This is a genomic window from Microbulbifer maximicatervae (SeqCode), assembly GCF_052467695.1.
The window spans coordinates 2,336,951-2,359,548 of sequence record NZ_CP174320.1; the positions used below are offsets into that span (position 1 = coordinate 2,336,951).

Genomic DNA, 22,598 nt, shown 5'->3' on the forward strand with positions numbered 1-22,598 from the left:
ATTGGTCCTGTATTTGGGCCCAGTACCTGCGGCCCCGAAATTTATGGTTTGTTGTTAGGGGGAGAAGGAACCTATATAGGTTTCTATTTTTTGTTCGCTAGTATCTTCTGCCGAGAACGCATCAGAGAGTTTGGTTTCAAGCTCTCTGCCCATATCTTCCTGAATTGTTTCAAGGCGCTTAATCCGAACACTGAGCGCAGGGGCTTCGCGCCCAGTAATCACTGAAAGGCGCAAGTCAAAGGTGCGGAGACTAAGGTCGTTGTAAGGGGTGCATTCAAATTTAAAGCCGGCAGGTAAAACTTTCTCGCTGCGGGCCTCGATATTCTCTAGGTCACTGCGGCTGGATTTAAATTCTTGGACTTCGTAATCCTCTTTACGGGAGGACTCAATAGTTAGGTGACGTACTGCTGCGACAGCTTCAGTGATGGGTATTACTTCGCCAGCAGGGGAGTAACAAACAATATTTTCGGCGTAGTCCTCCAGGAACTCCGCCAATTGCTTTTGGCTAAGCTTTTGGCCGTTGATATCCAGGAGCGCTTTGAACTCTGCAGTTTGAACCAGGGTTACTCTAGCGGAGAAGTCAGCGTGCCCTGGCTTGGCATCGGTGCCGAGATTGAAAATAGTTTCAGCAGACATGCTTGCAGGATCGACAAAACACGCAGAATCATTATCTTTGCGGTGATGCAGGGAGTAGGAAATGAAGTCGAGCAAAACAATTGTTCGCATTGCTCCCCGAAACCGGGTTCTCCCTGGCAGATAGTCTTCGAGGTCGAGCAGTTTGAAATCAGTGGGCGTGGCCAAAACAGGTTTTTCAAGCTGCTTGCCATGGATGGCAGCATCAATCGCTGCTATCGCTTGAGACTTCTGAATTTCCTTTACTGCACTTTGGTCCATGGTCATAGATAAATCCTTATTTTCTTTTTGAGTTTTGTGGGTGGGTTAGAGGTTGATGGTTTCTGTTAGCCGTTGCTTTTGAGGGAGGCCACTTTGCCGCTACTGTCTTGATCAAATAGCGGTGGTTGCTTCTGTGGGTGGAAGCTCAGAGCGCCTTTGGTGCCGACGTACATCGGAGTAGATGTGGCATCATCTTGGATGATAGAGCCGCGCATGGTCGGCTTTTTGAATTTCAAGGTGTGCTCAATCTGAACCTGATCACTGTTTTGGATTTTGGATAATTTCAGATTGATACTGACCTCACCCTTTTTCTCGTGATCGGTAACTGCGCCGGCAACATCGCTGAGGATGTGGGCTAGTTTTTCTATAAATACTCCGCCGTCCAAATCGGCAAATACCTGGGTTACGTTTGTGCTCATGGGATGCTCCAAGTTTTTTAAAATTGGGCTCCGTACCGGCAGCCCTAACGGTTACAGCTGACTGATGCGCCTGGGGCGCGGGTAAATTTTTAACTAGCTTCGGGTACGGTTTGTTTTTCGATAAGGTCGCGCATCCAAACCATGCCGTTAGATGTAACTTTGGTATTGATGTAGGGCACTGCCACTGGTCCGCGTTTGTATTGGGCGTTTTGCGCAACGAGCAGGCCCTGTGTTGTGGCGAACTTGGTGGGTGAATTACGCATGGGTTCATGGCTGTGCAACAGGCCGTTATTCCGCATGAGTTCCATTAATTTATTTCTACCCATTCCCAACAGGCGGGCGGCTTGGGTGATGGTGAAAAGTTTTTCTCTGTTCACGCTGCCTCCTGATTTTCTTGTTGTGGGGCTTGGCCTTGGATGGCTTTGGTGAGTGTCGCGATTTGTTTGTGCATTCTCACAATTTCAACTTCTTGCAGCTTCACCTTGGCCAGCAGTTCTTCGTACAGCTCTAAGATTCGGCTGAACTCGTTCATCAGGCTGCTCTGACCTTTGCGGCGGCTTCGCCGGCTAGGCCGAAATAGGCGGCGCCGTCTTCGTAATCGTCCGCTACAAATACACCACTGCTTGCGCGGGACTGTTTGAGCAGGACCATAAACATCCAGCCTTGTTCTTCGGTGAGGGCGGTTCCGTATAGGACATTAAATGCTGATACGGTTTTGGTCATGGAGCGTTCGCCGCCTTCGCTATCGCGCTGCTCTGCACGGTCGCGCATGTGTTGGGCGCCTTTTTCCAGAAAGGCGGGGGCGCTGTAATCCGGTGGGGTAAATTCATTTGTGCTCATGCGGCTTCTTTCCTCTGAATTTCCAAGTGATTCCAGTCGCGGTAGAGGGCGTGGAATTTTTTCTCACCATCCGCAATGACGTTTTCAGGTGATCTGCCGTGGTAGCGCAGATTCATCACGTTGATTGCGTGTTGGAAGTTGTCGCCATCCAGTAACGCAAGGTCTGCTACGGGGACTGAAAAGTCGTAGCTATTCCAGGCGGAAAGCAAAACCAATGCGGCAACTTTGCTGGCTCCAGAATTTCCATTAGCGACGGTGAGCAGGGTTTCCACGCTGTGGGCTGGGTTGTTCTGGTTCATGCGGCATCACCTCCAAACGGTGGCCAGTTGTTATTTACTGGCTTTGCGGTGGTGGGTTTTGGCTGCACTAGGCGGGTGCCAATTTTGTGGACGGCGTTGGCAATATCGATGCGGCGCTTGAGGCGGTCGATATTGTTTTTGCTCATGGCCGTTGGGTGTACAAACACGGTGGCGGTCATGCGAGTCCCTCCAGGTTGTTGCGGATGCGAATGGTTTGTGAAGTAAGGCGGCGTTGGAATCGGGTGCGCAGTTGTTCTTGGTCTGCACCAATTCCGCTAACAATCGTTGCGATCAGGGCGATTTGGATTAATCCGTATTTGATCGCCTTGGCCACGGCGTCGGTGCTGTTGCGGGCGTGCAGTTTGTAAAAACACTCTGCGAGCAGGTTGCTGACGTTCGTCACTGAGCACCGCATCGCCTGGGCGGTTTCCCGGTTTGAGAGCCCTCGGGCGCGATGTGTGAGCGCTTCGGCCTGGCGTGGTGCCAGGGGTCTTAGGTGGCTTGTGGCGGTGTCCATGTTGGGTGCCCTGTCCGTGGTTGGTATACAAACAGTAGCTGAAAGTTAATAATATAGTCAATAGCCAAAAGTTAATATTTAGTTTGATGGTCACTGAGGGAGATTTGAAAGGCTGAGAGTGTGGGGGGGCCGAATGATAGCTGGAGAAGTTATGCCGGCTTGTATAGTAAAGGGCTCGCTTGGTTGTGAGCCCTAATCTTCAAATCATCAATGTTGAGGTTGAGTATTTACAAAGATACTGGGGTTATCTTCGTAGTATGAAAGTGGCGACCAGTTACCGTCATTATTAGCGTCAATGGTCAGGCAGGGATTTCCTGCCCAGTCAGGCTTCGCGGTGGTACCGACTTTTTTTGTAAATCCATAAACATGCTGGCAGCAAATATTGTGGCCTTTTACTTTTAGTGCGCCAGCTACCAGTGTTGCTAAGCCTGGGCTATCGTTGTCTCCTTTTCCGGCAAAGCAAGCCCATAGCACTATTTCACATTGCAGATTGGGTAACAGAAGCCCAATTAATCGATCAGCAATTTTTGTTTGATTAATATGTTCAGATGGATGTGAGTTGCTGCCAAGGATTTTCATTCCAGTGAATGTATGGCCGATTATGTAAATTCTATCGCCGGCCTGGACGGCACTAAGATTAGAAGGGTAAGTTGAACGAGCGCCATCAAAAGCGAAAATGAGACCTATATTTTTTAGAACTGCATGTCCTGGTTGAGGTTGTGGAGCCGCCCCAGGTTGCCCAATTATTGCTGGAATCAGGGGATCTAAAACAGCTTGCCCGTGTCCATCGTTGAATGGATATATTAAGTAGGTAGTCATAGATCTGATCCTTTTTTGGATTAATCTTATCTTTTTGGTTATTTATTTTTTGTATAAGAAAAAGATAGCTGCAATGACCGGGTGGTTAATTACAGTCAATTACGAAAGTTATGAAATAGCAGAAGAAGTGCGTGGTTGATGATGAAAATAGCGGTTTTAAGGTGGCTAAGTTAAAACTTGCTAGCCTTTTTGAGTTTTTAGTGGAATAAAATTAGCAATAATTTTTTAATCAGGAGTATATGAGCCCAGTATAACTCCGCAGAAGCTAACATCCATGCCAGTAATATCCATTGATGGGTAACTAGGATTGATTGGGCGTAGGAAAGTGCGCCCCATATCCTCTGCATAAGTTTTGAAAGTCACCTCATCATTAAGTTTGGCAATTACCCGGCAGCCGTTAGTAAGAGGTTTGTCGGGGTCGACAAAAATAATGGTTCCCTCAGGGTAAGATCGCTGGCCAGGGTAGGGGCTGGTCATGCTATCTCCATAAACCCTTAACGCATAGGCACGGTCTGAATGTGTTGCGGGGCAGGGAAGCCAAGCTTCGGCTTCACCAGGCTCAAGTAAGTCTAAAGCCTCACAAAAAGCTCCTGCCTGTACCCAGCTTATCAGGGGGATTCTCCCTTGAATCCGAGGTCCCTGAGTAACATTGCTTCCCTCCTCAGTATTCCCTTCACCTGGATCTTTACCTGTGCCAGTGAGTAACCAATCAACAGAAACTCCAAGAGTTTCTGCAATTCGTGTTGCGGTGCTCATACGAGGCAGTTTTTCGCCGTTGCGATAGCTCCATATTGTTACGGTGCTCACCTGAAACAGGCGAGCTAATGCCTCCTGCGTGTCTTCTACGCCGGCATGAGTAACTGCCCGTTTAAACCGCTTTGCAAAGTCAGGATGTTTCATAGCGACATGTTAGCTATAAGTTAATTAATTATCGGCTATTGATTTTCAGTAGCTGAAAGTTAATACTCTGGCTTCTGATGACAAGGAGCAGCCGCAATGATGCAGGAAACGACAGATTCTGCCCTAGATATCGCGATCAAGCTGGTCGGATCACAGGCCAATCTTGCAAGGGCCATAGGGGTAACCCCGGTCTTTGTCTCCCAGATGCGTAATGGATTAAAGGCGATACCGCCAAAGCTTTGCTCAAAGATAGAGCTGGCTACTCAGAGGAGGGTTTCTCGGGCCTGTCTTCGCCCTGATGTTTTTGGGCCGTTGGATGATCAGATTGGTGGACAAGCCATGCCAGAAGTTCGGCAGGCAAGTTAAGGCCGTGCGGGTTCGTTTCAGAAACCAGAATAACGATCATTTTCAATTTCCCATTTTATTGTCCTGCCATTCTGCGGTTTTTGATGATCGGGATTAATTCATTGCCGTATATGGGGATTTATACAGGAGAGTGTAAATGGCTAAGGAGGTAGAGAAGTCCTTAATTTCAGAGCAGGGGGAAGCGCAGGAGACTGGTAACTCAGCAGGGCTTGGTCCAAAAGTAATTCTGACACGTGAGCAGATATTCGAGCGGGCAATGTGTCTCACAGAGACGCATGGTGAGGATGTGGAATTTTGGGTTAGTTCGATCCAGGGAGCAATTCAGGCAGTAAATGGGGCCCAGCTTTAACTGGGCCAATAGCCGGATTACTTCTGTTTACGTGCGTTGTGTACTGCATCAAAAATCGTTTGGTAGGCAGCTGTAACATTTTGTGTGGCTCGGTCAAGTTTATCGCCTGCAAGCTTCTCCAATTTGTTAGTGCTTTCTGTATTTGTGCCAATCATGGCGATAAGTATGTCTGCGGCAATGCGCTCATCTGAATCGCTCATAGCAAATCTCCGTTGCTGTTGGTGTAGGAGCTTTCAGCATACCGAGAAACCCGTCACCTGGGTAGTGGTGAGGCGGCCGGGGCTGTCCGGTGTTTTTCTCAAGGATAGGTATAAGAATATGAGCAACTTATTGTTTTATAAGGGGTATAGGGCAGGGCTGTCCCATATAAATCAGTCTAAATGGTGGCTGTAATTATCTTGTCCAAGGTTTCATTATCCCAGCCAGCCTTTTTCCGAAGCCTTTTAATGCTCATGTCTTTTTTAAAGCTGGGCTTTGCCGCTTGCAACTGATTGAGTGCCGAATGCCTCAAGATCGCCATGTTTTCTGGTGCATTTCCTGATCTGAAGCGACTATCATCCTCACGAAAAACCACATCTAAAATCCAGTGTAACGAGTTTTCAACACCCCAGTGAGAGCGAATAATATGATTAAGTTCTGCTGAGCACGGCTCTAAACTACTGATATAGTAGCGCGTTTCGCAACTAGTTCGCCCATCTACAGTTCGCTTCGCCTGGACTGCGATAACACTTCTTAGACCGTGCCATTGCTCTTTACCTCCGAGCCAATCAATACTGTTAGTAGAGAGACATTTTCTGGATTCTATTCGGCCTCGGCTCACCTCTTCCACACAATCAGTATCGACATCCTTGTGGTACTGCATATCGAACAAATTATTAAAATGCGTGGTAATTTGCTGGTGCAGTTTGTCCTGATTGCCCTTCACAGCAATCACATAATCGCCGCCTCGTTCGATAATTTTCTGGGTGATCGTTTTCTGGCAGCCCATGGCGTCAAGCGTAATAATCGCACCATTAAGATCAAGAACCTCCAGTAACTTCGGTATGGCCGTAATCTCATTCGACTTTTCTTCTACTTTTTGCTGAGCAAGGACAAGTCGCGCCTCGGACGCAAAAGCACTCACCATATGTATAGGAGATCGCTTGCTGGCCTGATCGAAGCTGCGCCTTAGCGCCTTGCCATCGATCGCAATTACGTTACCGAGTTCTTGCTGAATACCTTGGACCCACTGCAGAAAGCAGCGCTTAAATTGTTCGGGGTCTAAGCTTGAAATAACACGGCTAAAAGTGTTTTTTGAGGGTATTCCGCTATTTAGCGGGGTGAATCGTTTTAGGTAATCTATTTTAGATTCTGCGAAATCGACAAAATCTCTACAGCTTTCAGCACCACAAATAACACCGCAAAACATGATAAGTAAAATATCGGGCAGGGCGTGCAGCTTGTGCCGATCAACTCGAGGATCTTCCATGTCGTCAAAGTGATGTAAAAGGCTTACGCTATCCATTTTGTCTGAAAAACACTCTATTTATCAAAAAAGATAGCTATTCTAGGTCTATTTTGTTCGTTTTTACACCGATTTATATGGGACAGCCCTGGTACGTAAGGTGATGGTGGAGTGGTCCACCATTGGTAAGAATGAATTTTTAGGAGCGGTAGAAAGCATCCTTATTGCTATCGAAAGTCAGCATGCCATTACCGTCGATCGAGAACCCTTACAGCCTAGTATTGACGCTGCCCTCAGAGCTATTGGTAGTTACGAGATCGAATCTCTCGCGCCTGGTGAAGGAGGTGCGGGAAACCTGGATACCGCAGCCTAAAGTCCCGCTGATTGAGTGGTTGCCGGAAAATATCAAACTGCCGTCTGAGGATAGCGATAACGCGGGCTATTACCGCAACGATTATGTGCCTTATTTCTGGGGTGTGATGCACGCGCTGGATAATCCTGTGTCGTGGATGGTGGTGATGCAAAAGGCCGCGCAGATCGGCTGGACGGTTCTGCTGGCTACCGATATCTGCAAGGTTGCCGCTACTGAGCCCGCCCGCATCCTGATGCTGTTTCCCAAGGATGAAAAGGGCCGGCTGTTTATGGATGAAAAGCTGGTGCCGATTATCGAAGGCTCACCAGCAGTGAATCGGGTGATCGATGTCACCACCAGCCGCAAAGGCGGCAGCCGTTCAACACGGAAAAAATTTCCCGGTGGTGAGGTGCGCACCATTGGTTCCAACTCCATTTCCAATGTGAAATCTACATCAGCCCGTCGGGGCTATGTAGAAGAGCCTGACGATACCAACAAAGATGTCGGTGATCAGGGCGACTCCATTCGCCACCTGCGCGAACGCCTCAAGCGTATGCGCAATAAAAAGTTAATTATCGGCGGCACCCCAGCGGTTGCCGATCTCTCCCAGGTGGAGCACTACACCAAGCTCGGCACCATGCGCGTGCTGCCGATTACCTGTCACGACTGCGGTGAGTCCCATGTACTGGACTGGGAAAACGTCAGTTGGTTAGAGAAAGAGGGCGGCACACCGCACCCGGTATTCGGCCTGCACCAACCAGAAAGCGCGGTGTATGGCTGCCCGCACTGTGGCAGTGAATGGGATGACTACCGCCGCCAGGCTAATATTTTGCAGACCTGCAAAACCGCGCAGGAAAATGGCGATGACTTTGCCGGTTGGGTAAAAACTCAATGCGGCGAGGATTATTCTGAGGATGAAATCGAACCGATAGAAACCTTTATGGAGCTATCGGAGCTTTATGTGTGTATCCCCGGCACCGGCCTTGCCGATGTAGTGCGGGATTTTCTTGAAGCCGAACACGAAGCGAAAAGCGGCGATGAATCCGCCCGCATTGTTTTTCAGAACAACAAACTGGGCCGGCCCTACCAGTACGCCGCCAGTCGTTTGCTGGACCATGAAAAGCTGCAAGAGGCCGCCGAGGATTACCCGGAATTAGTGTGCCCAGCCGGCGGCCTGCTGGTAACGGTTGGCATCGACGTTCAGCACGACCGACTCGCAATCACCATTCGCGCCTTTGGTCGCAATGAAGAATCCTGGCAGATGTACTGGGGCGAGATCGATGGCGATACCGCCGATAAAAAAGATGATTGCTGGTCAGCTCTGGATAAGCTGGTGTTCCAAAGTTTTGAGCATGAGCGCTTCGGCGAAATTCGCGCAGCGGCGGTAAGTATCGACTCCTCCGATGGTGGCACCAGTAACGCGGTGTATCACTGGGTACGAACCCGCGATAAAAAATATCGCGGCGTGCTGGTGATGGCGATTAAAGGTGACAGCAACGACTTCGGCACCAAGGAAATCTTCAACCAGCCCCGGCAGGTGGATTTTAACAACCCCAAGCGCCGCACCAAGGCAGACCGCTTTGGGGTAAAGGTATATATGGTTGGCACCCACAAAGCCAAAGACCTGATGGCCAAGCGGCTTCTCGGCACCAGTGCTTATATGCACAGCTGCAAGCATGTGCGGCAGGATTACTGGGAGCAGGTCACCGCTGAAGTCAAAGCCCCCAGCAAGAAAAATAAAGGCCGGGAAACCTGGCAGCCACGCCCAGGCCGACCCAATGAAGGCACGGATACCGAGGTCTACGCCCTGCACGCCGCCCACGCCATGGGCATGCACAAATACAACGAGAAAAAATGGTCCACCATCGAATCGCGCCTGGGCCAGCGCACGCTATTTAGCGAACCTCAACAAACTACAGAACAGCCCATCGTTAAAAAACCAAGGCAGCCCGCGCAGCCAGCCGGCTCTCTACTGGATAGTTAAATGTCTAAAACCGCACAAGAGATGGTCGACCTCTATATCGAGGCCGAGATAGACGTGCTCGCCGGAAAAACCACGGTCATTAACGGCCGCCAATTTACCGCCGAGAACCTGCAGGAAATCCGCGCGGGCCGTCAGGAGTGGGAGCGCCGCGCAACGGCTGAAACCTTAAAGGCCGCCGGCAAACGCCCTGGGCCCGCCTACGCGAATTTTAATTAATGAATAAATTAGATTCTGTCATCGGGTTTTTTGCACCCGAGGCTGCCTTGCGCCGTGTACAAGCCCGGCGTGCCCTGGAGATCGCCGCCGCCTATGAAGCCGCGCGCCCCAGTCGCCTGCGCAAAAACCCCGGTGATAACCGCAGCGGTGATCTGGTGCTGGAAGGCAGTGTGGAAACCCTGCGCGGCCAAGCCAGGCACCTGGAGCAAAACCACGATTTTGCCTTTGGCATTCTCACTACCCTGGTGAACAACATTGTTGGCCCGCGCGGAATCGATGTGGAGTTCCAACCCAAAACCTGGGATGGCGATATCCACGATGGTTTTGCCAGCCAAATGAATGATGCCCACAAGGAATGGGCGCGGCGCCCGGAATGTACCCGGCAATTTAGCTGGGGCAAAGCCCAGCGGCTTTTGTGCAATACCTGGCTGCGCGACGGTGAAACTTTAATGCGGCACTTGCAGGGCACAGTGCCTGGATTAAAGCACCGCACCCCGGTGCCTTACACCATCGAATGCCTGGAGCCGGATTTCCTGCCGGTGGATTACAACGACCCCAGCAAGCGTATTGTGCAAGGCATTCAAAAATCTGCCTGGGGCGAGCCATCAGGGTTTTGGCTGTATGACGAACACCCAGGGGCCTCATTTAACTGGCGTATGAAGCGCAGGCTTCACAGCGCCGACAATATCGAGCACCTCAAATTTGTACGCAGGCTGCACCAAACCCGTGGGGTATCCATTTTTGCAGCGGTGATGAATCGCCTTACCGATATTAAAGACTATGAAGAAAACGAGCGCGTTGCCGCCAAGATTGCCTCAGCCATGGTGGGCTTTATCCAAAAGGGTAGTCCAGATGATTACTCGCAGAACGACGTTGATGATGAAGGAAATCGCACCCTGGATATTCGCGCTGGTGCTATCTACGACGATTTACGCCCTGGGGAATCTGTCGGCACCATTCAAAGCAATCGCCCCAGCGGTCTACTAACGCCATTTTTAGAAACCATGCAGCGCATGACTGCCGCCGGCACCATGGCCAGCTTTAGCAGCATCAGCAAAAACTACAACGGTACTTATAGCGCGCAACGCCAGGAGCTGGTGGAGCAGTGGGGAAACTACGAAACCCTCAGCCTGGAATTCTGCGAGGAAATTGTAGAGCCGGCCACCCGTCGCTGGGTGCAGATGGGTTTACTGGCGGATGCCTTCAAAGTGCCGAGTGATGTCGATCCATCCACATTAATGCATGTCGATTTTATTACCCCGGTGATGCCCTGGATTAATCCGGTCCATGAAGCCAGCGCCGATGAAACCCTGCTGGAAAATGTACTGGCCAGCCCACAGCAGACCATCCGCCGCCGAGGCAAAAAGCCGGACGATGTGATAAAGCAAACCGCTGCCTGGCAGCGAAAGCTCAAACAAAACGACATTACCACCCCAACCAAACGCGAAGCCGTACCCGCGCAAGAAACTGAATCTGAATAGGAGGCAGCTATGCCGAATAAATCCTGGTACAGCATGACCGCTGCCGCCAATACCAGTGAAGCTGATATCTATCTGTATGACTCTATCGGCGGCTGGGGCATGACCGCAAAAGATTTTGCCCGAGACCTGAAAGCGCTCGGCGATGTCAGCAAGATCAATCTACACATCAACTGCCCCGGCGGGGATGTGTTCGACGGCACGGCTATTTATAACCTGCTTAAAGACCATAAAGCCGAAGTGGAAACCTGGATTGAAGGCATCGCAGCCAGTATGGGCAGCGTGATCGCCCTCGCCGGGGATACGGTCCATATTGCCGAGAACGCCTATTACATGGTGCACAACCCCAGTGCTGGTGTTCGCGGTGATGAGCGCGCTCTGGAAAAAACCAAGAGCCTGCTGGCCAAAGTCAAAGCCACCATGAAAAGCCTGTATTCCTCCCGTTCCGGAATGTCGGATGAGGAAATCAGCCAAGTGATGGATGACGAGACTTGGTATACCGGCACCGAAGCGGTAGAGGCCGGCTTCGCCACCGATACCACCGCAGCCATCGAGATGGCAGCCAGCTTGAGTGCTGATCACTTAAATCAATTTAAAAACACCCCTCAAGCCATTAACGCATTGGTCATGCAGGGGCCCGCTGAATTTAGATTTCCGTCTGCGGTTGCAGGCAATCCAACCCAAACCCAAACCAAGGAAGCGCAAGCCATGCCTAAAACCACCTCCACCACGCCAGCTGCAACCGCTGCGCCCGAGGTTACTCCAGAAATGAAAGCGCAAATTGAAGCCGATGCCAAAGCACAATTTGCCGCCGATGAGAAAAAGCGCAAAGACGATATCACGGCCGTATTTAAAGGCTTCGAAGCGCACAGTGTTGTGATGCAGGAATGTCTCAATGATATGGACTGCAGCGCCGAAAAAGCCAAAGACAAACTGCTCACAGCCCTCGGCAGCCAAACCCCAACCCCCGTGCAAAGCTACAGTGTGGTAGTGCAGGAAGGTGAAGGCATCAAGCGCATGAAAGCCGATGCCGAGAATGCGATTGCTGTACGTGCCCTCGGTGAAAAGCGCACAGAGGGCAATGAACTCAGTGGCTACACCATGATGGAGATTGCCCGCATCCTCATGCAGGCCCACGGCCAAAGCTTGTCCGGACTCGACAGAATGGGTGTGGTCGCTGCAGCCTTTACCCATAGCTCGGGTGACTTCGCAACGGTGCTCGGCAATATCGCCAATAAATCCATGCTGAAGGGCTATGAAGAAGCGCAGGAAATCTTCCCGCGCTTTACCAGTGTCGGCAACCTCAGTGACTTTAAACTAACAACCCGCACGGACCTGGGCAGCTTCCCCTCACTGCGCCAAGTCGCACCGGGGGCAGAATTTAAATATGTGAGTATCGGCGAACGGGCCGAGACCGCCGCACTGGCGACATACGGGGAACTCTTCTCTATTAACCGCCAAGCCATTATTAATGACGACCTGGGCGCATTCACCCGCATCCCACAAAAGATGGGCCTTGCCGCCGTGCGCACCGTGGGGGATCTGGTATTTAGCATCCTGCTCAATAATCCCAATATGGCTGACGATAAGCCCTTGTTCGACGCAAGTCATGGCAACCTCGCTAGCGCAGCGGGAATCAATACCAGCAGTATTGATATTGCGCGGGTATTGATGGGCAAGCAGAAGGATGGTGAAGCAGTGCTCAACATCCGGCCCAAGTTCCTACTTTGTGATATTGCGGATGAAGGCAGCGCAAAGGTTGCCCTGGAATCTGAATTCGAAGTGGGCGCATCCACCAAAAACAACACCACTCCGAACAGCGTACGCAACATTGCCGAAGTGCTCTCTGATGCGCGCCTTAGTGGCCACAATGCGTGGTACCTCAATGCCGACCCAGTAGCGCATGACACTATCGAAGTGCTCTATCTGGATGGCCAGCAAGCCCCGGTGTTAGAAGAGCAAAATGGTTGGAGTATTGATGGGGTGGAATTCAAAGTGCGCCTGGATGCTGCAGCCAAAGCCTGGGACCCCAAAGGCATGGTGAAGACCCCAAAAACCAGCTAACAGCTAGTTCTAACAACATCCATTGAAAAGGCTGCATCGCGCGGCCTTTTTGCTTTCAGTTACAAACCCAATTGAGGGAAAGAGAATGGCTACTAATTTTGTACAAGATGGGCGCATGTTGGATTACACCAATAACTCCAGTGCGAAGATTACCTCTGGTCAAGTGGTGGTAGTAGGCGCGGTGCTGGGTGTGGCGATGGATGATATCGCGGTAGGTGAGTCCGGCGTGATTGGTATTGATGGCGTATTCACCGTGCCCAAGGTATCCGCCGCAGAAATCAATCAGGGCGAAACCCTCACCTGGGTGGTCGCCTCCAGCTCATTCGATAGTAATGCAGCCACCGCAGCCACTGGCGATATCACCGGCTCCACCGCCTTCGCCGCAGAGGCCGCCGGGAATGGCGTTACCAGTTTTGCTGTGAAGTTTACCGGCGTACCGGGCACCGTGAAGGCATAAGTGACTCATGGACCTGGACCAGAGAGCCGCAGAACGCGCGTTCCGCAAATGGGGCAAGGCCGCTACCTATACCGATGGTAGCGGCGCTGAGCCTATTGATTGCAAGGTGATCTTTGAGCAGGAGATCGACGAGTTCGCAGAGGAGGAGCGGCTGCGGGTAGCGCGTATTGAGTTGAGCCTTCTGGTGAGTGAGGTGGGGGCTTATAACCCTGATGCGGTGATTGTGTTGGGTGGTGTCGCCTATACAGTGCGTAAGCGGCTGGCGGATGATGGGGTGGTTTGGCGAGTGCAGGTAGTTGATTTATAAGATACGTTTTGGTGCGACTTTATAAATAAACGCGAAACAGAGATAATGGAAGGGCTGTACTGAAATCGATTTATATTAATTATTCTTTCTGTATATCAGAAAGTATCGACCGTTTTTTTTAGTTTATCTAAGGGGGCGAGACATAAGATTGATATATGTAAAGAGGTTTCTGAGAGTATTCCGTTATTTTCTTTTGAGTGTGAGTTATGAAATACGTTTTATTTTTTATCTTTTATCTTTCTAATTTTTCATGGTCAGGCATCTGCCGATTGGATATACAATACTAAAATTGTCGATGTTCGCTGGTATACAGATTACGGTTTTATTACCGTTGAAGATGACGATGCCACTCAATGTCCTGGGGCGGAGCGAACAAAGCACAAAAGACTGCTTAAAGGTGATGAAGGTGGTGATGAGAAAATCATTAGCATGGCGCTAGCGGCCATGATGGCAAACAAACAGATAGATTTAAATGTAAAGGGTTGTTTTACGGATGAGTTCGGTAAGGAGTACCCGTTGGTCACTGGTATTGTTGTGAAATCGTAAAACCTAAAGGCGTTGTAGCTCAAACATGTCGATTAAGAATTAATTTAACAAGTAAAGTGGTGGGCACTTTTTATTCAGTGTTTAATCACATGAGGTACGGCGATGATAGTTATAAGCCCTAGAGCCCGAGTGTAACACCGGGCTCTTTTAATTATGGAGCGATCTTCTAAGAAGATGTCCTCTGTATACGCATGAGCGGAAGTGCAGACTTACAGAGGAAAGTGAAATACCGTGTTGGTTAACCCATACTAAAAAAGGCACCCATCAAGCGTTCAAAAATTCATCGTTTAAGAGTATAGTGAGGTCTTGGCTAAAGTCATCAATCATATAATAAAGGGGGTATATATGAAAAATTTACTTTCAATTTCAATTTCAATTTCACTTTTGGCTAGCATTTCAATTTCTGTGAGTGCTGAGACTACTGAATGGCTTGACGCTGATAGTCTTCAGGAGTTCTTTCCGGATGATGGCGGTGTAAATGTGGTTTTGGACACTGTCACATCAAATTATTCGTCATGCAATAATGGGCGTAGATTCTATCTACCAATGACCCATCCAAATTATGAAGTTACATCTTCAACGCTTCTAACTTCATTTGCCAGCGGAAAAAAAGTTAAGCTCGTGATCAATCAAACCTCGGCTTGTGCTCCTGAGATACAGAAGGTTGTTCTCGTTAATTACTAGATTCGTTAATTTGATTGTCATAGTGCTGAAGCCACCCTGCTGCAATGCCCTCTGAGGGTACTAGTATTGCGTGCAAAGACGAGAGTAAATTGATAGTTAGTACATTGTGACTCCGTCCTATAGCCAACACCCAAACCCGCATTAGCGGGTTTTTTTATGCCCGAAATTCCTGGAGCGATCCCCAATAACCCAGCGCATAACAATCCGCGATGCCGCGCTAAACAAACTAAAAACCCTAACCGGCTACAACTTCTCCTCAGCGGGAAGCACTGAAGGTATCGAGCGGGAAAAGCTGCCGGCTATCCTTGTGGGGTTTGCTACAGAACAAAAAGAACAAGAATTCTCAGGTACTACCCGCCGTCTGGATCTTGTTATGGCGGTGGCGGTGCAATCCGGCGGGATATCTATGAACTGCTGGGTAAGGCTATCTGGGAAAATCGTACCAGATGAGTGCCCGAGAGTTCAACGCCATCCTACAGCAGATGGGGCTCCAGAAGCATGTGGAATACAAACCGCGCAAGAAACGCTGGGAGCTAACCCCCAAAGGTGAGGAGTTTGGCCGCTACTGCGATACCGGCAAGAATCACTCCGGCGGCGCCCCAGTGCAGCAGCTCAAATGGCGTAAGGCAGTATTGGAAGATGCCGAACAGCTCCGCGACAAGTTGCCTGGGGGCTCCTTCCTCAAAGTAGTTTAAGTTTCACGGCGGCCATGAGCGTGAATACAATACCGCAAGGAAATAGCGCTCGCCCACTTTTCATTCTCCTTTGGGTGTTCAATGGCTGCCGCCTTTTTAAAGGCTTTCTAAGGTGATATAAAGGGGTCTCTATTGAATAGACTATTAGAGATTAAGGGATTTAAGCACATGGATAGAAAAAAATTAGTGCAGTAGCTTGGGCAATTTCATCATGTATATTTTTATGGCTTTTTAGTTTGGTTCAAGCTGAAGGACTGTCAAGCCCTCCCGGTAGTGATGAGTTATTTAAATCATTTTGTTTATTTTCTTTTATGTTGCTTGGAGGTGGTGCTTGCTATCACTTTCTCACAGAAATTATTTTTAGTCCTTACACTTCAGAGAATGCGCATTTGTGGGTGCGGCTGTCTAAATATATGGTGTCTCTGATGTTGGTTTTAATTAGCATGCCTTCGTTAATGTTAGTGTTCAGAGAGAATCTACATTTATCTACAGCATGGATTCTATCATTCTTTTACTTGCTGACTGGTTATGGAGTCTCGGCTTGGTTGGGCACAAGAATTAAGCCCATTTTTATCGAAATACGTTCTATGGGTTCATTGCAGACGGTCGATAATATGGCAGGCTGATAGATAATCATTAAAAACCACAACAATTACCTAAACCCGCACCAGCGGGTTTTTTTATGCCCAAAATTCCCGGAGCAATCCCAATGACCCAACGCATCACCATCCGCGATGCCGCGCTAAACAAACTAAAAACCCTATCCGGCTATAACTTCCCCTCAGCCGGAACCATCGAAGGCATCGAGCGGGAAAAGCTGCCGGCAATCCTACGTTACCATAAGTAAAATTCAACCTCGCTTACATATCGACGAAAATTATTAACTTACTGATGTTAAAGCGCTTTCCAAAGTGGAAAAAAGCGCGCAAAATACTGGAGTAGAAAGAGGCTGCTTTATACCTATTTTGGTAAATTGGTGCCAGTTATTCACAAAACCATAAATTTTACGAAGGTTTGCATATGTTAAAAAAATTAAGTGCGTTTGTTCTGTTGTTTGGTTTTTCAGCAATTGGCCACTCTGAGACAATAGCTACAACTGTTGAAGAACTTGGATGCTACTCAGATAAGGAAATTTGTTTTGCTTATGTCAGTACAGATTTGCCATCCGGTACTTGCGTCTCGAATAACTCACTTCGATGGAATGGTATTACTGACGAGTATGGTAAGGCACTGCTGTCAATACTGCTGACGGCTCAAGCATCAAACCAAACTGTAGTCTTTAATGTGAGTGGGTGTTATGAAAACAGGCCTACATTTGAGTGGGCAAAAATTAAAGGATAGTTCATTTAAAAAACTATAATGAAAACCTTCATGAATTTGACTAAGAAAACAGATAATCCCCACGGGATGTGCACTGAGTGTTAAAGCTAAAGACTTGATAAGTACATTTTGATTTTTAAGATTCATTGAGGCTCAGGTAGCCATTGCAAAAAACGGTTGATGCAAAAGCACGCTTTGCTACTATCGATACATAAACCCGCATCAGCGGGTTTTTTTATGCCCAAAATTCCTGGAGCAATCCCAATGACCCAACGCATCACCATCCGCGATGCCGTTTTAAGCAAACTAAAAACCCTATCCGGCTATAACTTCCCCTCAGCCGGTACCACCGAAGGCATCGAGCGGGAAAAGCTGCCGGCCATTCTCGTCGGCTTTGCCACGGAACAAACACAGCAAGAGTTCTCTGGCACCACCCGCCAGCTGGATCTTGTGGTAGCGGTGGTGGTGCACAGCCGGGGGGATATTTATGAATTACTGGATCAGGCTACTGAGGATGTTGAGAGTGTCCTGCAGGATCGAACCCTGGACGGTACTTGTGAACTCTTCGCTATATCACAAACCGATTTCGCCCTGGATCAAGACCACCCCTTGGGCGAAGTGCGCCTGACCTACAGCGCCCAATATTCCACTGAATGACGCACCCCTGCGTCGATTATTAATTTTCATTAAAGCGACTGGAGATTCCCTATGTCCCAATTGGCTCAGGGCACCAATATCTATTTTATCGACCCGGCAGGTTCTGGTGATACCGTGAAGGTGATCACCGGGGTAACCTCATTTAATCCCGGCGGCAGTCCCGCCGACCAGCTGGATGACACTTCCCTGGAAGACCTGGATAAGAAGTTCAAGTGCGGCCTGCGTACACCGGGGCAGGCGTCGGTAGGGCTCAAAATAAACCCGCAGAACGCGGTGCATAAGCGCCTGCATGAACTGTCCCAGGATGACACGGTGGATAGCATTAAGTGGGCGGTGGGTTGGAGTGATGGCACTGAAGCGCCCACCGTAACCACCGGCGAGTGGACACTGCCCACCACACGCACTTGGTTCACCTTTGAGGGCTATGTGGCTGACTTCCCCTTTGATTTCCAGCTGAACACTTTGGTCAGTGGTGAAATGTCGATCCAGCGCAGCGGCGGTTCTGCCTGGACGCCCAAAAATATAACGTAAGGGGTAGCCCATGGAGTTATCGATTGAATCCCTGCAGCAGCAGGGCAGCTTTTCCGGCGCGCCGGTTAAGCGTTCCATTACCTGGAAGCAGGGCGATGAGGAGTTCACGGCGACAGTTTATATTCGCCGTTTCTCCTACTACAGCGCCGTCAATGATGTGGAGGCCTTGCGCGGTAAGGTCGATTTGGTTGCCGGGCGTATTGCCGCCTGTGTTGTCGATGCCGAGGGCAAGCCGGTATTTACCCCGGCAGATGTTACCGGTGAGGCAGACCCGGAGCGTGGTCCCCTTAATGAGAATCTGACCCAGGCGCTGCTAATGGAAATCGGTGCGGTCAATAACCTGGGAAAGGTGAAAAGCTCAGCGAGCTAGAGGAACTCTGGCACGAGCTGGTGCTAAACGGCATCGGCGGTTGCACCATCGAAGAGGCCCAGCGGCGGCTGAGCTATCAAGAAGTACAAAGCTGGGCGAAATATCGTGAGCTGCGCGGCTCCCTTCACCCGGGAATGCGCACTGAAAGATCCACGGCATTACTCGCCACCCTCTACGCCAATACCCATCGCGGTAAAGGCGCCCCCGCAAAAATCACAGACTTTATGCCCCATGAGAAGGAGCCGGAAATCTCGCTGGAACAAGCGATGAAGACCTGGCACTAAGGGGCGGTGGATCGCTATGTCTAATAAAAACCTGGGCACATTAACGCTGGACCTGATCGCCAAAGTAGGAGGATTTCAAAAGGGGCTGGATAAAGCTGAGCGCGGCACCGAGAAATGGAAACGGCAGGTTAAGAAAAATGTCGCTGCCGTTGGCAAGTCGTTTGCTGCGGTTACTGCCGCCTCGGCTGGCGCACTAGCGGTAATGACCTCGCGGGTGATTGAGCAATCTGCTGAGATTGAAAACCTGTCTGCGGTGGCCAACACCAGCACCTTGGAATTCCAGCGCATGTCCTACGCTGCGCAGCGCTACGGCGTTGAGCAGGATAAGGTTGCAGATATCCTCAAGGATACCTCGGATAAGGTCGGTGACTTCCTGCAGACCGGCGCCGGTCCGATGGCGGACTTCTTTGAAAATATCGCCCCGCAAGTGGGCGTCACTGCGGAGGAGTTTCGCCATTTATCGGGCCGTGATGCGCTGGGGCTTTATGTCAGTAGCCTGGAAAAAGCCAATTTATCCCAGAGCGAAATGACCTTCTATATGGAGGCCATTGCCAGTGATGCCACCTTGTTGCTGCCGCTGCTGCGCAACAACGGCAAGGAACTTGGCCGGCTGGGGGATGAGGCCGAGGATGTGGGCGCGGTGCTGTCGGACCTGGATCTGCAGCAGTTGGGTGAGGTGCGTGAGGATCTGGATAAACTCAAGGGCGCGCTTGATGGATTCGAAAAGGAAGTTGTAAAAGGCGCACTGCCGGCGATCAAGGATTTCACAGAGTTAATTGCAGACCCCAAAACCAGAGATGCCTTCGCATCACTAACCACGGCAATTATTAAAGTGGGATCTGCTGCGGCTTCTGCGGTGGTGGAGCTGGTGGAGTTCACTCAGGAAGTCGGTAAATCCGTGGCCCGTATGACGCACGGCGAACCGGAAGTTATGAAGCTGGAGCGTTCGCTGAAACAGCTGAGCACAACGATTGATAGCGGTGTGATCGGTGATGGCAAACTGCTCACGGGTATTCGCCTGGCTACCGGGGAATATATTCATCAGGGTACTTCTGTCGATGACTTGCGGGAAAAGCTCGCGGAGTTACAAAAGCAGCGGGATGATTTCTTTGGGACTAGCACACCCACGAAAACCAATGCTAAAACTCAATCAGAGATCACCATCGAGGGGCCGTTGCTCGGCGATGATTTCCATCAAGCGCTTGCTGAAGCAGAGAAAGAATTAAAACTACAGGCAGCCATCGGCGATCCCTGGGAAACCTTCTCGGATGTATTGGGGGATATCGAAGGCGAACTGGAAAAAGAGGCGGAACAACGCGAGCGAATGCTGCGCGCACAGCAGGCTTTTAATTCACTGGTTTCAGACCTGCAAACCGATGAAGAGCGCAATCTGGATTTATTGCGCGAGCGCCTGGATATTCTCGAAGCCGTAAAAGATATCACCGACGAACAGCGCCAACAGACGCTCGGCCGTATCGCCGACGCCGCCACAGAAGACTCCCCCGCACTCGGCGGCCTCGATAGTGGCTCCGATATCGAATCCGCGCGCACCGAGTTGGAAGACTGGTATTCCACCCAGCTCGATATGTTGGAGCAATTCCGCAGCGAGCGCGCCGACCTCAATGCCACCTGGGATGAGGAAGAGCTGGCCATTCGCCAGCAGTATGAAGAAAAGCTCACCGAAATTACCCAAGCCAATGAAGATCTGCGCCGACAGCAGCAGCTGGAGGGCTACAACCTGTTGATGTCGGTGGCCTCGGAATATTACTCCGGTATGGAGGGCGAAGAGGCGGCCTATATGCGCGCGGCGCTGGCCATCGGCAGTACCCTGCTGGATGAGAAAAAACGCAACGCACTAACCAGCATTATTGCCAATACCAATGATGCGGCCATGGGCGCCTACAACGCGATGGCCTCTATTCCCTATGTGGGCCCGGTACTGGGTGCAGCAGCGGCCGGTACCGTGTATGTCACCGGTGGCCTGGCTGCGGCAAAGCTTACCGGCATGGCTCATGACGGCCTTGATGCGGTACCTGAAACCGGCACCTGGCTGCTGGAAAAAGGCGAGCGTGTCACCACCTCAGAAACCAGTGCAAAACTGGATCGCACCCTGGCCATGATTCAAGCGGATATGCACGGCGGTGGCCGTGGTGGTAGCTCGGGTGGAGCTGCACCCTTCACCCAGAATATTAGCGTTTCCGGCAAGTTGGATAATCGCACTACAAAACAATTAGCTCGCGAGAGTACACGCCAGCAACGTATCAACCGCAGGAGGCTTGGCTCTTAATGTTTAATGAAAGTCGATTGCTGGAGCGTGTGGCTTATGGCTCCGAGTATGGCCACCGCTACAAAACGGATATTCGCGAATTGCGCAATGGGGTAGAGCGCCGCAATGCGGAGTGGGAGCGCCCGCTGGGCCAGTATTCGGTGATCTTCAAAAACCTGGATTATGAAGACCACCAGATAGTGATCGCCGCGCACCACGCCTGTGCCGGGGCCCTGGTGGGGTTTCGCTTTAAGGACGCCAGTGATTTTTTTGCAGACGGTGAGGTGATCGGTTACGGCAGCGGCAGTACCGAAACTTACCAGCTAATAAAAAGCTATAAGTTTGGCTCGCTGTCTTATCAGCGTGAAATTGTTAAACCCGTCAATGGGACGGTAAAGATTTTCGCTGATGGTCAAGAGGTGGCCGCTGCGATTGATTACACCACCGGCCAAGTGGAGATCAGCGCGACTGCCGGTGCAGAAATTACCTGGCAAGGTGAGTTCGATGTGCCGGTGCGCTTTGAGGATGATGTCAGCTTTAGTATTGAAAATCGCCATAGGGGCCAACCGGTGTGTAGTGGGAGTGTCGAGCTGCTGGAGATTCGCCTGTGAGATACATTCCCGGCGCACTGCAAGCCCACTACGACAGCGGCGTAACCACCACTTGCCGCCTATTAAAAATCACCCTCGCTGATGGCCGGGTGTTTGGTGCCACCACGCTGGACCGCAATGTCGAATACAACGGGATTATCTATTACGCCCAGAACGGCTTCGACCCCAGTGTGATTGCCAGTGACACGTCTTTTGATGTGGACAACGCCGAGGGTTATTCCCTGTACTCCACCGACGTGCCCGGCATCACTGTTGAGATGGCCGAGCGCGGTGAGCTGGATAATGCAGAGTGGGTGATGTACGAGGTTAATTACCGCGATTTATCCATGGGCGCTATCGAGCTGGACGGCGGTGATATTGGCGAAGTAAAGACCGTTCGCAATACGGTATTTATCCCTGAACTGCTGAGCTACATGATGCGGCTGCGCCAGTCTGTCGGCCATGTGGATTCCGTCACCTGCCGGGCCATATTCGGCACGGATGCGAATTCGCAAACCGGTTGCGGCGTAAATGCAGATGCGCTGTGGCAATCGGCCACGGTCACCGCCGTTAATAGTGACGAACCCAAAGTCACCTATCTGGTAGATGATATTGCCTCACTGTCTACGACGGCCAACCGCTGGCGAGTGCGCTGGAAAACCGGTGATAACGTCTCCGCGCGCCTATATCAGATCGAGGCGGTAGACACGGCCACCGGCCAGATTACGCAAATAGAACCCCTGCCGTTTGCGGTCGAAGTGGGTGATGAGTTGGAGATTCGCCCGGACTGCGACAAGCAGTACACCACCTGCCAAGCCTACGGCAATTCACTGGATTTCAAGGGTGAAAACCTAATTCCCATCGGCCAGGCCTCCGACACCCCCGGCGCTAACGTCTCCGGCAGCGTCGGCGGCGGCAGCTCCCTGCCAGCAAATACACATCAGGTTTGA

The 22,598-nt window shown here is 50.6% G+C and carries 32 protein-coding genes; 20 read left to right on the forward strand and 12 right to left on the reverse strand.

Annotation, left to right across the window (positions count from 1 at the left end; translation table 11 throughout):
- Positions 1-54 precede the first annotated feature (54 nt).
- From ACJJI8_RS10220 to ACJJI8_RS10265, 10 genes are all read right to left on the reverse strand, one after another.
- The gene (locus ACJJI8_RS10220; RefSeq protein WP_444934946.1) at positions 55-900 is read right to left on the reverse strand and encodes a DUF2303 family protein; all 846 of its coding nucleotides are present in this window, start codon (positions 898-900) and stop codon (positions 55-57) included.
- A 59-nt stretch (positions 901-959) separates the two neighbouring features.
- Positions 960-1,313, reverse strand: coding sequence for a YfdP family phage-associated protein (locus tag ACJJI8_RS10225; protein WP_444934947.1), 354 nt, complete (start codon positions 1,311-1,313; stop codon positions 960-962).
- Positions 1,314-1,402: 89 nt separating this feature from the next.
- On the reverse strand, positions 1,403-1,690 hold the full coding sequence (locus ACJJI8_RS10230; protein WP_444934948.1) for a phage antirepressor KilAC domain-containing protein: 288 nt from the start codon (positions 1,688-1,690) through the stop codon (positions 1,403-1,405).
- Complete coding sequence (locus ACJJI8_RS10235; RefSeq protein WP_444934949.1) at positions 1,687-1,845, reverse strand: hypothetical protein; 159 nt, start codon at positions 1,843-1,845, stop codon at positions 1,687-1,689. The genes ACJJI8_RS10230 and ACJJI8_RS10235 overlap by 4 nt, the downstream gene beginning before the upstream one ends.
- Entirely contained in the window at positions 1,845-2,153 is a 309-nt protein-coding gene (locus ACJJI8_RS10240; protein ID WP_444934950.1) for a DUF6378 domain-containing protein, read from the reverse strand. Before ACJJI8_RS10240 ends, ACJJI8_RS10235 begins: the two co-directional genes overlap by 1 nt.
- The gene (locus tag ACJJI8_RS10245; protein WP_444934951.1) at positions 2,150-2,452 is read right to left on the reverse strand and encodes a DUF7673 family protein; all 303 of its coding nucleotides are present in this window, start codon (positions 2,450-2,452) and stop codon (positions 2,150-2,152) included. The genes ACJJI8_RS10240 and ACJJI8_RS10245 overlap by 4 nt, the downstream gene beginning before the upstream one ends.
- A complete protein-coding gene (locus ACJJI8_RS10250; protein ID WP_444914662.1) occupies positions 2,449-2,631 on the reverse strand; it encodes a hypothetical protein in 183 nt (60 codons plus the stop codon). Before ACJJI8_RS10250 ends, ACJJI8_RS10245 begins: the two co-directional genes overlap by 4 nt.
- Positions 2,628-2,969, reverse strand: coding sequence for a LuxR C-terminal-related transcriptional regulator (locus tag ACJJI8_RS10255; protein WP_444934952.1), 342 nt, complete (start codon positions 2,967-2,969; stop codon positions 2,628-2,630). The genes ACJJI8_RS10250 and ACJJI8_RS10255 overlap by 4 nt, the downstream gene beginning before the upstream one ends.
- Before the next feature lie 207 nt (positions 2,970-3,176).
- Complete coding sequence (locus ACJJI8_RS10260) at positions 3,177-3,788, reverse strand: hypothetical protein (RefSeq protein WP_444934953.1); 612 nt, start codon at positions 3,786-3,788, stop codon at positions 3,177-3,179.
- A gap of 225 nt (positions 3,789-4,013) precedes the next feature.
- Positions 4,014-4,688, reverse strand: coding sequence for a LexA family protein (locus ACJJI8_RS10265; protein ID WP_444934954.1), 675 nt, complete (start codon positions 4,686-4,688; stop codon positions 4,014-4,016).
- 96 nt (positions 4,689-4,784) lie between these two features.
- Here ACJJI8_RS10265 and ACJJI8_RS10270 point away from each other — a divergent pair, with 96 nt between their 5' ends.
- Both ACJJI8_RS10270 and ACJJI8_RS10275 read left to right on the forward strand, forming a co-directional pair.
- Positions 4,785-5,054, forward strand: coding sequence for a transcriptional regulator (locus ACJJI8_RS10270; RefSeq protein ID WP_444927161.1), 270 nt, complete (start codon positions 4,785-4,787; stop codon positions 5,052-5,054).
- A 136-nt stretch (positions 5,055-5,190) separates the two neighbouring features.
- Positions 5,191-5,403, forward strand: coding sequence for a hypothetical protein (locus ACJJI8_RS10275; RefSeq protein ID WP_444919092.1), 213 nt, complete (start codon positions 5,191-5,193; stop codon positions 5,401-5,403).
- A 17-nt stretch (positions 5,404-5,420) separates the two neighbouring features.
- Here ACJJI8_RS10275 and ACJJI8_RS10280 read toward each other — a convergent pair whose 3' ends face one another.
- Positions 5,421-5,603, reverse strand: a complete 183-nt coding sequence (locus ACJJI8_RS10280) for a hypothetical protein (protein ID WP_444919093.1) — start codon at positions 5,601-5,603, stop codon at positions 5,421-5,423.
- Between the two features lie 176 nt (positions 5,604-5,779).
- The gene (locus ACJJI8_RS10285) at positions 5,780-6,907 is read right to left on the reverse strand and encodes an ISAs1 family transposase (RefSeq protein WP_444932648.1); all 1,128 of its coding nucleotides are present in this window, start codon (positions 6,905-6,907) and stop codon (positions 5,780-5,782) included.
- 103 nt (positions 6,908-7,010) lie between these two features.
- Between ACJJI8_RS10285 and ACJJI8_RS10290 the strand changes: the two genes are divergently transcribed.
- The 18 genes from ACJJI8_RS10290 to ACJJI8_RS10375 all read left to right on the forward strand — a co-directional run bounded on the left by ACJJI8_RS10290 (position 7,011) and on the right by ACJJI8_RS10375 (position 22,598).
- Complete coding sequence (locus tag ACJJI8_RS10290) at positions 7,011-7,220, forward strand: hypothetical protein (RefSeq protein WP_444934955.1); 210 nt, start codon at positions 7,011-7,013, stop codon at positions 7,218-7,220.
- On the forward strand, positions 7,192-9,183 hold the full coding sequence (locus tag ACJJI8_RS10295) for a terminase gpA endonuclease subunit (protein ID WP_444934956.1): 1,992 nt from the start codon (positions 7,192-7,194) through the stop codon (positions 9,181-9,183). The genes ACJJI8_RS10290 and ACJJI8_RS10295 overlap by 29 nt, the downstream gene beginning before the upstream one ends.
- Positions 9,184-9,399, forward strand: a complete 216-nt coding sequence (locus ACJJI8_RS10300) for a DUF6148 family protein (protein ID WP_252472065.1) — start codon at positions 9,184-9,186, stop codon at positions 9,397-9,399.
- Complete coding sequence (locus ACJJI8_RS10305) at positions 9,399-10,880, forward strand: phage portal protein (protein WP_444934957.1); 1,482 nt, start codon at positions 9,399-9,401, stop codon at positions 10,878-10,880. Before ACJJI8_RS10300 ends, ACJJI8_RS10305 begins: the two co-directional genes overlap by 1 nt.
- Before the next feature lie 9 nt (positions 10,881-10,889).
- Positions 10,890-12,941, forward strand: coding sequence for a ClpP-like prohead protease/major capsid protein fusion protein (locus tag ACJJI8_RS10310; RefSeq protein ID WP_444934958.1), 2,052 nt, complete (start codon positions 10,890-10,892; stop codon positions 12,939-12,941).
- 85 nt (positions 12,942-13,026) lie between these two features.
- Positions 13,027-13,398, forward strand: coding sequence for a capsid cement protein (locus ACJJI8_RS10315; RefSeq protein WP_444934959.1), 372 nt, complete (start codon positions 13,027-13,029; stop codon positions 13,396-13,398).
- Between the two features lie 7 nt (positions 13,399-13,405).
- Positions 13,406-13,705, forward strand: coding sequence for a head-tail joining protein (locus ACJJI8_RS10320; RefSeq protein WP_444934960.1), 300 nt, complete (start codon positions 13,406-13,408; stop codon positions 13,703-13,705).
- Between the two features lie 891 nt (positions 13,706-14,596).
- Entirely contained in the window at positions 14,597-14,935 is a 339-nt protein-coding gene (locus ACJJI8_RS10325; RefSeq protein WP_444934961.1) for a hypothetical protein, read from the forward strand.
- 446 nt (positions 14,936-15,381) lie between these two features.
- Positions 15,382-15,630 carry a hypothetical protein gene (locus ACJJI8_RS10330; protein ID WP_444934962.1) on the forward strand — a complete coding sequence of 83 codons (249 nt, stop codon included), beginning with the start codon at positions 15,382-15,384 and terminating at the stop codon, positions 15,628-15,630.
- A 709-nt stretch (positions 15,631-16,339) separates the two neighbouring features.
- Positions 16,340-16,477, forward strand: a complete 138-nt coding sequence (locus ACJJI8_RS10335) for a hypothetical protein (RefSeq protein ID WP_444934963.1) — start codon at positions 16,340-16,342, stop codon at positions 16,475-16,477.
- Between the two features lie 173 nt (positions 16,478-16,650).
- Entirely contained in the window at positions 16,651-16,971 is a 321-nt protein-coding gene (locus ACJJI8_RS10340; protein ID WP_444934964.1) for a hypothetical protein, read from the forward strand.
- 243 nt (positions 16,972-17,214) lie between these two features.
- The gene (gpU, locus tag ACJJI8_RS10345; RefSeq protein WP_444934965.1) at positions 17,215-17,607 is read left to right on the forward strand and encodes a phage tail terminator protein; all 393 of its coding nucleotides are present in this window, start codon (positions 17,215-17,217) and stop codon (positions 17,605-17,607) included.
- A gap of 51 nt (positions 17,608-17,658) precedes the next feature.
- Positions 17,659-18,138, forward strand: coding sequence for a phage tail tube protein (locus ACJJI8_RS10350; RefSeq protein WP_444934966.1), 480 nt, complete (start codon positions 17,659-17,661; stop codon positions 18,136-18,138).
- A 10-nt stretch (positions 18,139-18,148) separates the two neighbouring features.
- A complete protein-coding gene (locus ACJJI8_RS10355; RefSeq protein ID WP_444934967.1) occupies positions 18,149-18,508 on the forward strand; it encodes a phage tail assembly chaperone family protein, TAC in 360 nt (119 codons plus the stop codon).
- A gap of 20 nt (positions 18,509-18,528) precedes the next feature.
- Positions 18,529-18,792: a phage tail assembly protein T gene (locus ACJJI8_RS10360; protein WP_444919120.1), complete on the forward strand. Its 264-nt coding sequence runs from the start codon at positions 18,529-18,531 to the stop codon at positions 18,790-18,792.
- A gap of 16 nt (positions 18,793-18,808) precedes the next feature.
- Complete coding sequence (locus tag ACJJI8_RS10365) at positions 18,809-21,079, forward strand: hypothetical protein (protein ID WP_444934968.1); 2,271 nt, start codon at positions 18,809-18,811, stop codon at positions 21,077-21,079.
- Positions 21,079-21,669, forward strand: coding sequence for a DUF2460 domain-containing protein (locus ACJJI8_RS10370; protein WP_444934969.1), 591 nt, complete (start codon positions 21,079-21,081; stop codon positions 21,667-21,669). The genes ACJJI8_RS10365 and ACJJI8_RS10370 overlap by 1 nt, the downstream gene beginning before the upstream one ends.
- Positions 21,666-22,598 carry a phage/gene transfer agent baseplate hub protein gene (locus ACJJI8_RS10375; protein ID WP_444934970.1) on the forward strand — a complete coding sequence of 311 codons (933 nt, stop codon included), beginning with the start codon at positions 21,666-21,668 and terminating at the stop codon, positions 22,596-22,598. Before ACJJI8_RS10370 ends, ACJJI8_RS10375 begins: the two co-directional genes overlap by 4 nt.

What these genes read in the sequence shown, in the direction of transcription:
- ACJJI8_RS10220 (WP_444934946.1), bottom strand. Translation starts at nt 900, where the DNA reads ATGACCATGGACCAAAGTGCAGTAAAGGAAATTCAGAAGTCTCAAGCG.
- ACJJI8_RS10225 (WP_444934947.1), bottom strand. Translation starts at nt 1,313, where the DNA reads ATGAGCACAAACGTAACCCAGGTATTTGCCGATTTGGACGGCGGAGTA.
- ACJJI8_RS10235 (WP_444934949.1), bottom strand. Translation starts at nt 1,845, where the DNA reads ATGAACGAGTTCAGCCGAATCTTAGAGCTGTACGAAGAACTGCTGGCC.
- ACJJI8_RS10240 (WP_444934950.1), bottom strand. Translation starts at nt 2,153, where the DNA reads ATGAGCACAAATGAATTTACCCCACCGGATTACAGCGCCCCCGCCTTT.
- ACJJI8_RS10245 (WP_444934951.1), bottom strand. Translation starts at nt 2,452, where the DNA reads ATGAACCAGAACAACCCAGCCCACAGCGTGGAAACCCTGCTCACCGTC.
- ACJJI8_RS10250 (WP_444914662.1), bottom strand. Translation starts at nt 2,631, where the DNA reads ATGACCGCCACCGTGTTTGTACACCCAACGGCCATGAGCAAAAACAAT.
- ACJJI8_RS10255 (WP_444934952.1), bottom strand. Translation starts at nt 2,969, where the DNA reads ATGGACACCGCCACAAGCCACCTAAGACCCCTGGCACCACGCCAGGCC.
- ACJJI8_RS10260 (WP_444934953.1), bottom strand. Translation starts at nt 3,788, where the DNA reads ATGACTACCTACTTAATATATCCATTCAACGATGGACACGGGCAAGCT.
- ACJJI8_RS10265 (WP_444934954.1), bottom strand. Translation starts at nt 4,688, where the DNA reads ATGAAACATCCTGACTTTGCAAAGCGGTTTAAACGGGCAGTTACTCAT.
- ACJJI8_RS10270 (WP_444927161.1), top strand. Translation starts at nt 4,785, where the DNA reads ATGATGCAGGAAACGACAGATTCTGCCCTAGATATCGCGATCAAGCTG.
- ACJJI8_RS10275 (WP_444919092.1), top strand. Translation starts at nt 5,191, where the DNA reads ATGGCTAAGGAGGTAGAGAAGTCCTTAATTTCAGAGCAGGGGGAAGCG.
- ACJJI8_RS10280 (WP_444919093.1), bottom strand. Translation starts at nt 5,603, where the DNA reads ATGAGCGATTCAGATGAGCGCATTGCCGCAGACATACTTATCGCCATG.
- ACJJI8_RS10285 (WP_444932648.1), bottom strand. Translation starts at nt 6,907, where the DNA reads ATGGATAGCGTAAGCCTTTTACATCACTTTGACGACATGGAAGATCCT.
- ACJJI8_RS10290 (WP_444934955.1), top strand. Translation starts at nt 7,011, where the DNA reads ATGGTGGAGTGGTCCACCATTGGTAAGAATGAATTTTTAGGAGCGGTA.
- ACJJI8_RS10300 (WP_252472065.1), top strand. Translation starts at nt 9,184, where the DNA reads ATGTCTAAAACCGCACAAGAGATGGTCGACCTCTATATCGAGGCCGAG.
- ACJJI8_RS10305 (WP_444934957.1), top strand. Translation starts at nt 9,399, where the DNA reads ATGAATAAATTAGATTCTGTCATCGGGTTTTTTGCACCCGAGGCTGCC.
- ACJJI8_RS10310 (WP_444934958.1), top strand. Translation starts at nt 10,890, where the DNA reads ATGCCGAATAAATCCTGGTACAGCATGACCGCTGCCGCCAATACCAGT.
- ACJJI8_RS10315 (WP_444934959.1), top strand. Translation starts at nt 13,027, where the DNA reads ATGGCTACTAATTTTGTACAAGATGGGCGCATGTTGGATTACACCAAT.
- ACJJI8_RS10320 (WP_444934960.1), top strand. Translation starts at nt 13,406, where the DNA reads ATGGACCTGGACCAGAGAGCCGCAGAACGCGCGTTCCGCAAATGGGGC.
- ACJJI8_RS10325 (WP_444934961.1), top strand. Translation starts at nt 14,597, where the DNA reads ATGAAAAATTTACTTTCAATTTCAATTTCAATTTCACTTTTGGCTAGC.
- ACJJI8_RS10330 (WP_444934962.1), top strand. Translation starts at nt 15,382, where the DNA reads ATGAGTGCCCGAGAGTTCAACGCCATCCTACAGCAGATGGGGCTCCAG.
- ACJJI8_RS10335 (WP_444934963.1), top strand. Translation starts at nt 16,340, where the DNA reads ATGACCCAACGCATCACCATCCGCGATGCCGCGCTAAACAAACTAAAA.
- ACJJI8_RS10340 (WP_444934964.1), top strand. Translation starts at nt 16,651, where the DNA reads ATGTTAAAAAAATTAAGTGCGTTTGTTCTGTTGTTTGGTTTTTCAGCA.
- gpU (WP_444934965.1), top strand. Translation starts at nt 17,215, where the DNA reads ATGACCCAACGCATCACCATCCGCGATGCCGTTTTAAGCAAACTAAAA.
- ACJJI8_RS10350 (WP_444934966.1), top strand. Translation starts at nt 17,659, where the DNA reads ATGTCCCAATTGGCTCAGGGCACCAATATCTATTTTATCGACCCGGCA.
- ACJJI8_RS10355 (WP_444934967.1), top strand. Translation starts at nt 18,149, where the DNA reads ATGGAGTTATCGATTGAATCCCTGCAGCAGCAGGGCAGCTTTTCCGGC.
- ACJJI8_RS10365 (WP_444934968.1), top strand. Translation starts at nt 18,809, where the DNA reads ATGTCTAATAAAAACCTGGGCACATTAACGCTGGACCTGATCGCCAAA.
- ACJJI8_RS10370 (WP_444934969.1), top strand. Translation starts at nt 21,079, where the DNA reads ATGTTTAATGAAAGTCGATTGCTGGAGCGTGTGGCTTATGGCTCCGAG.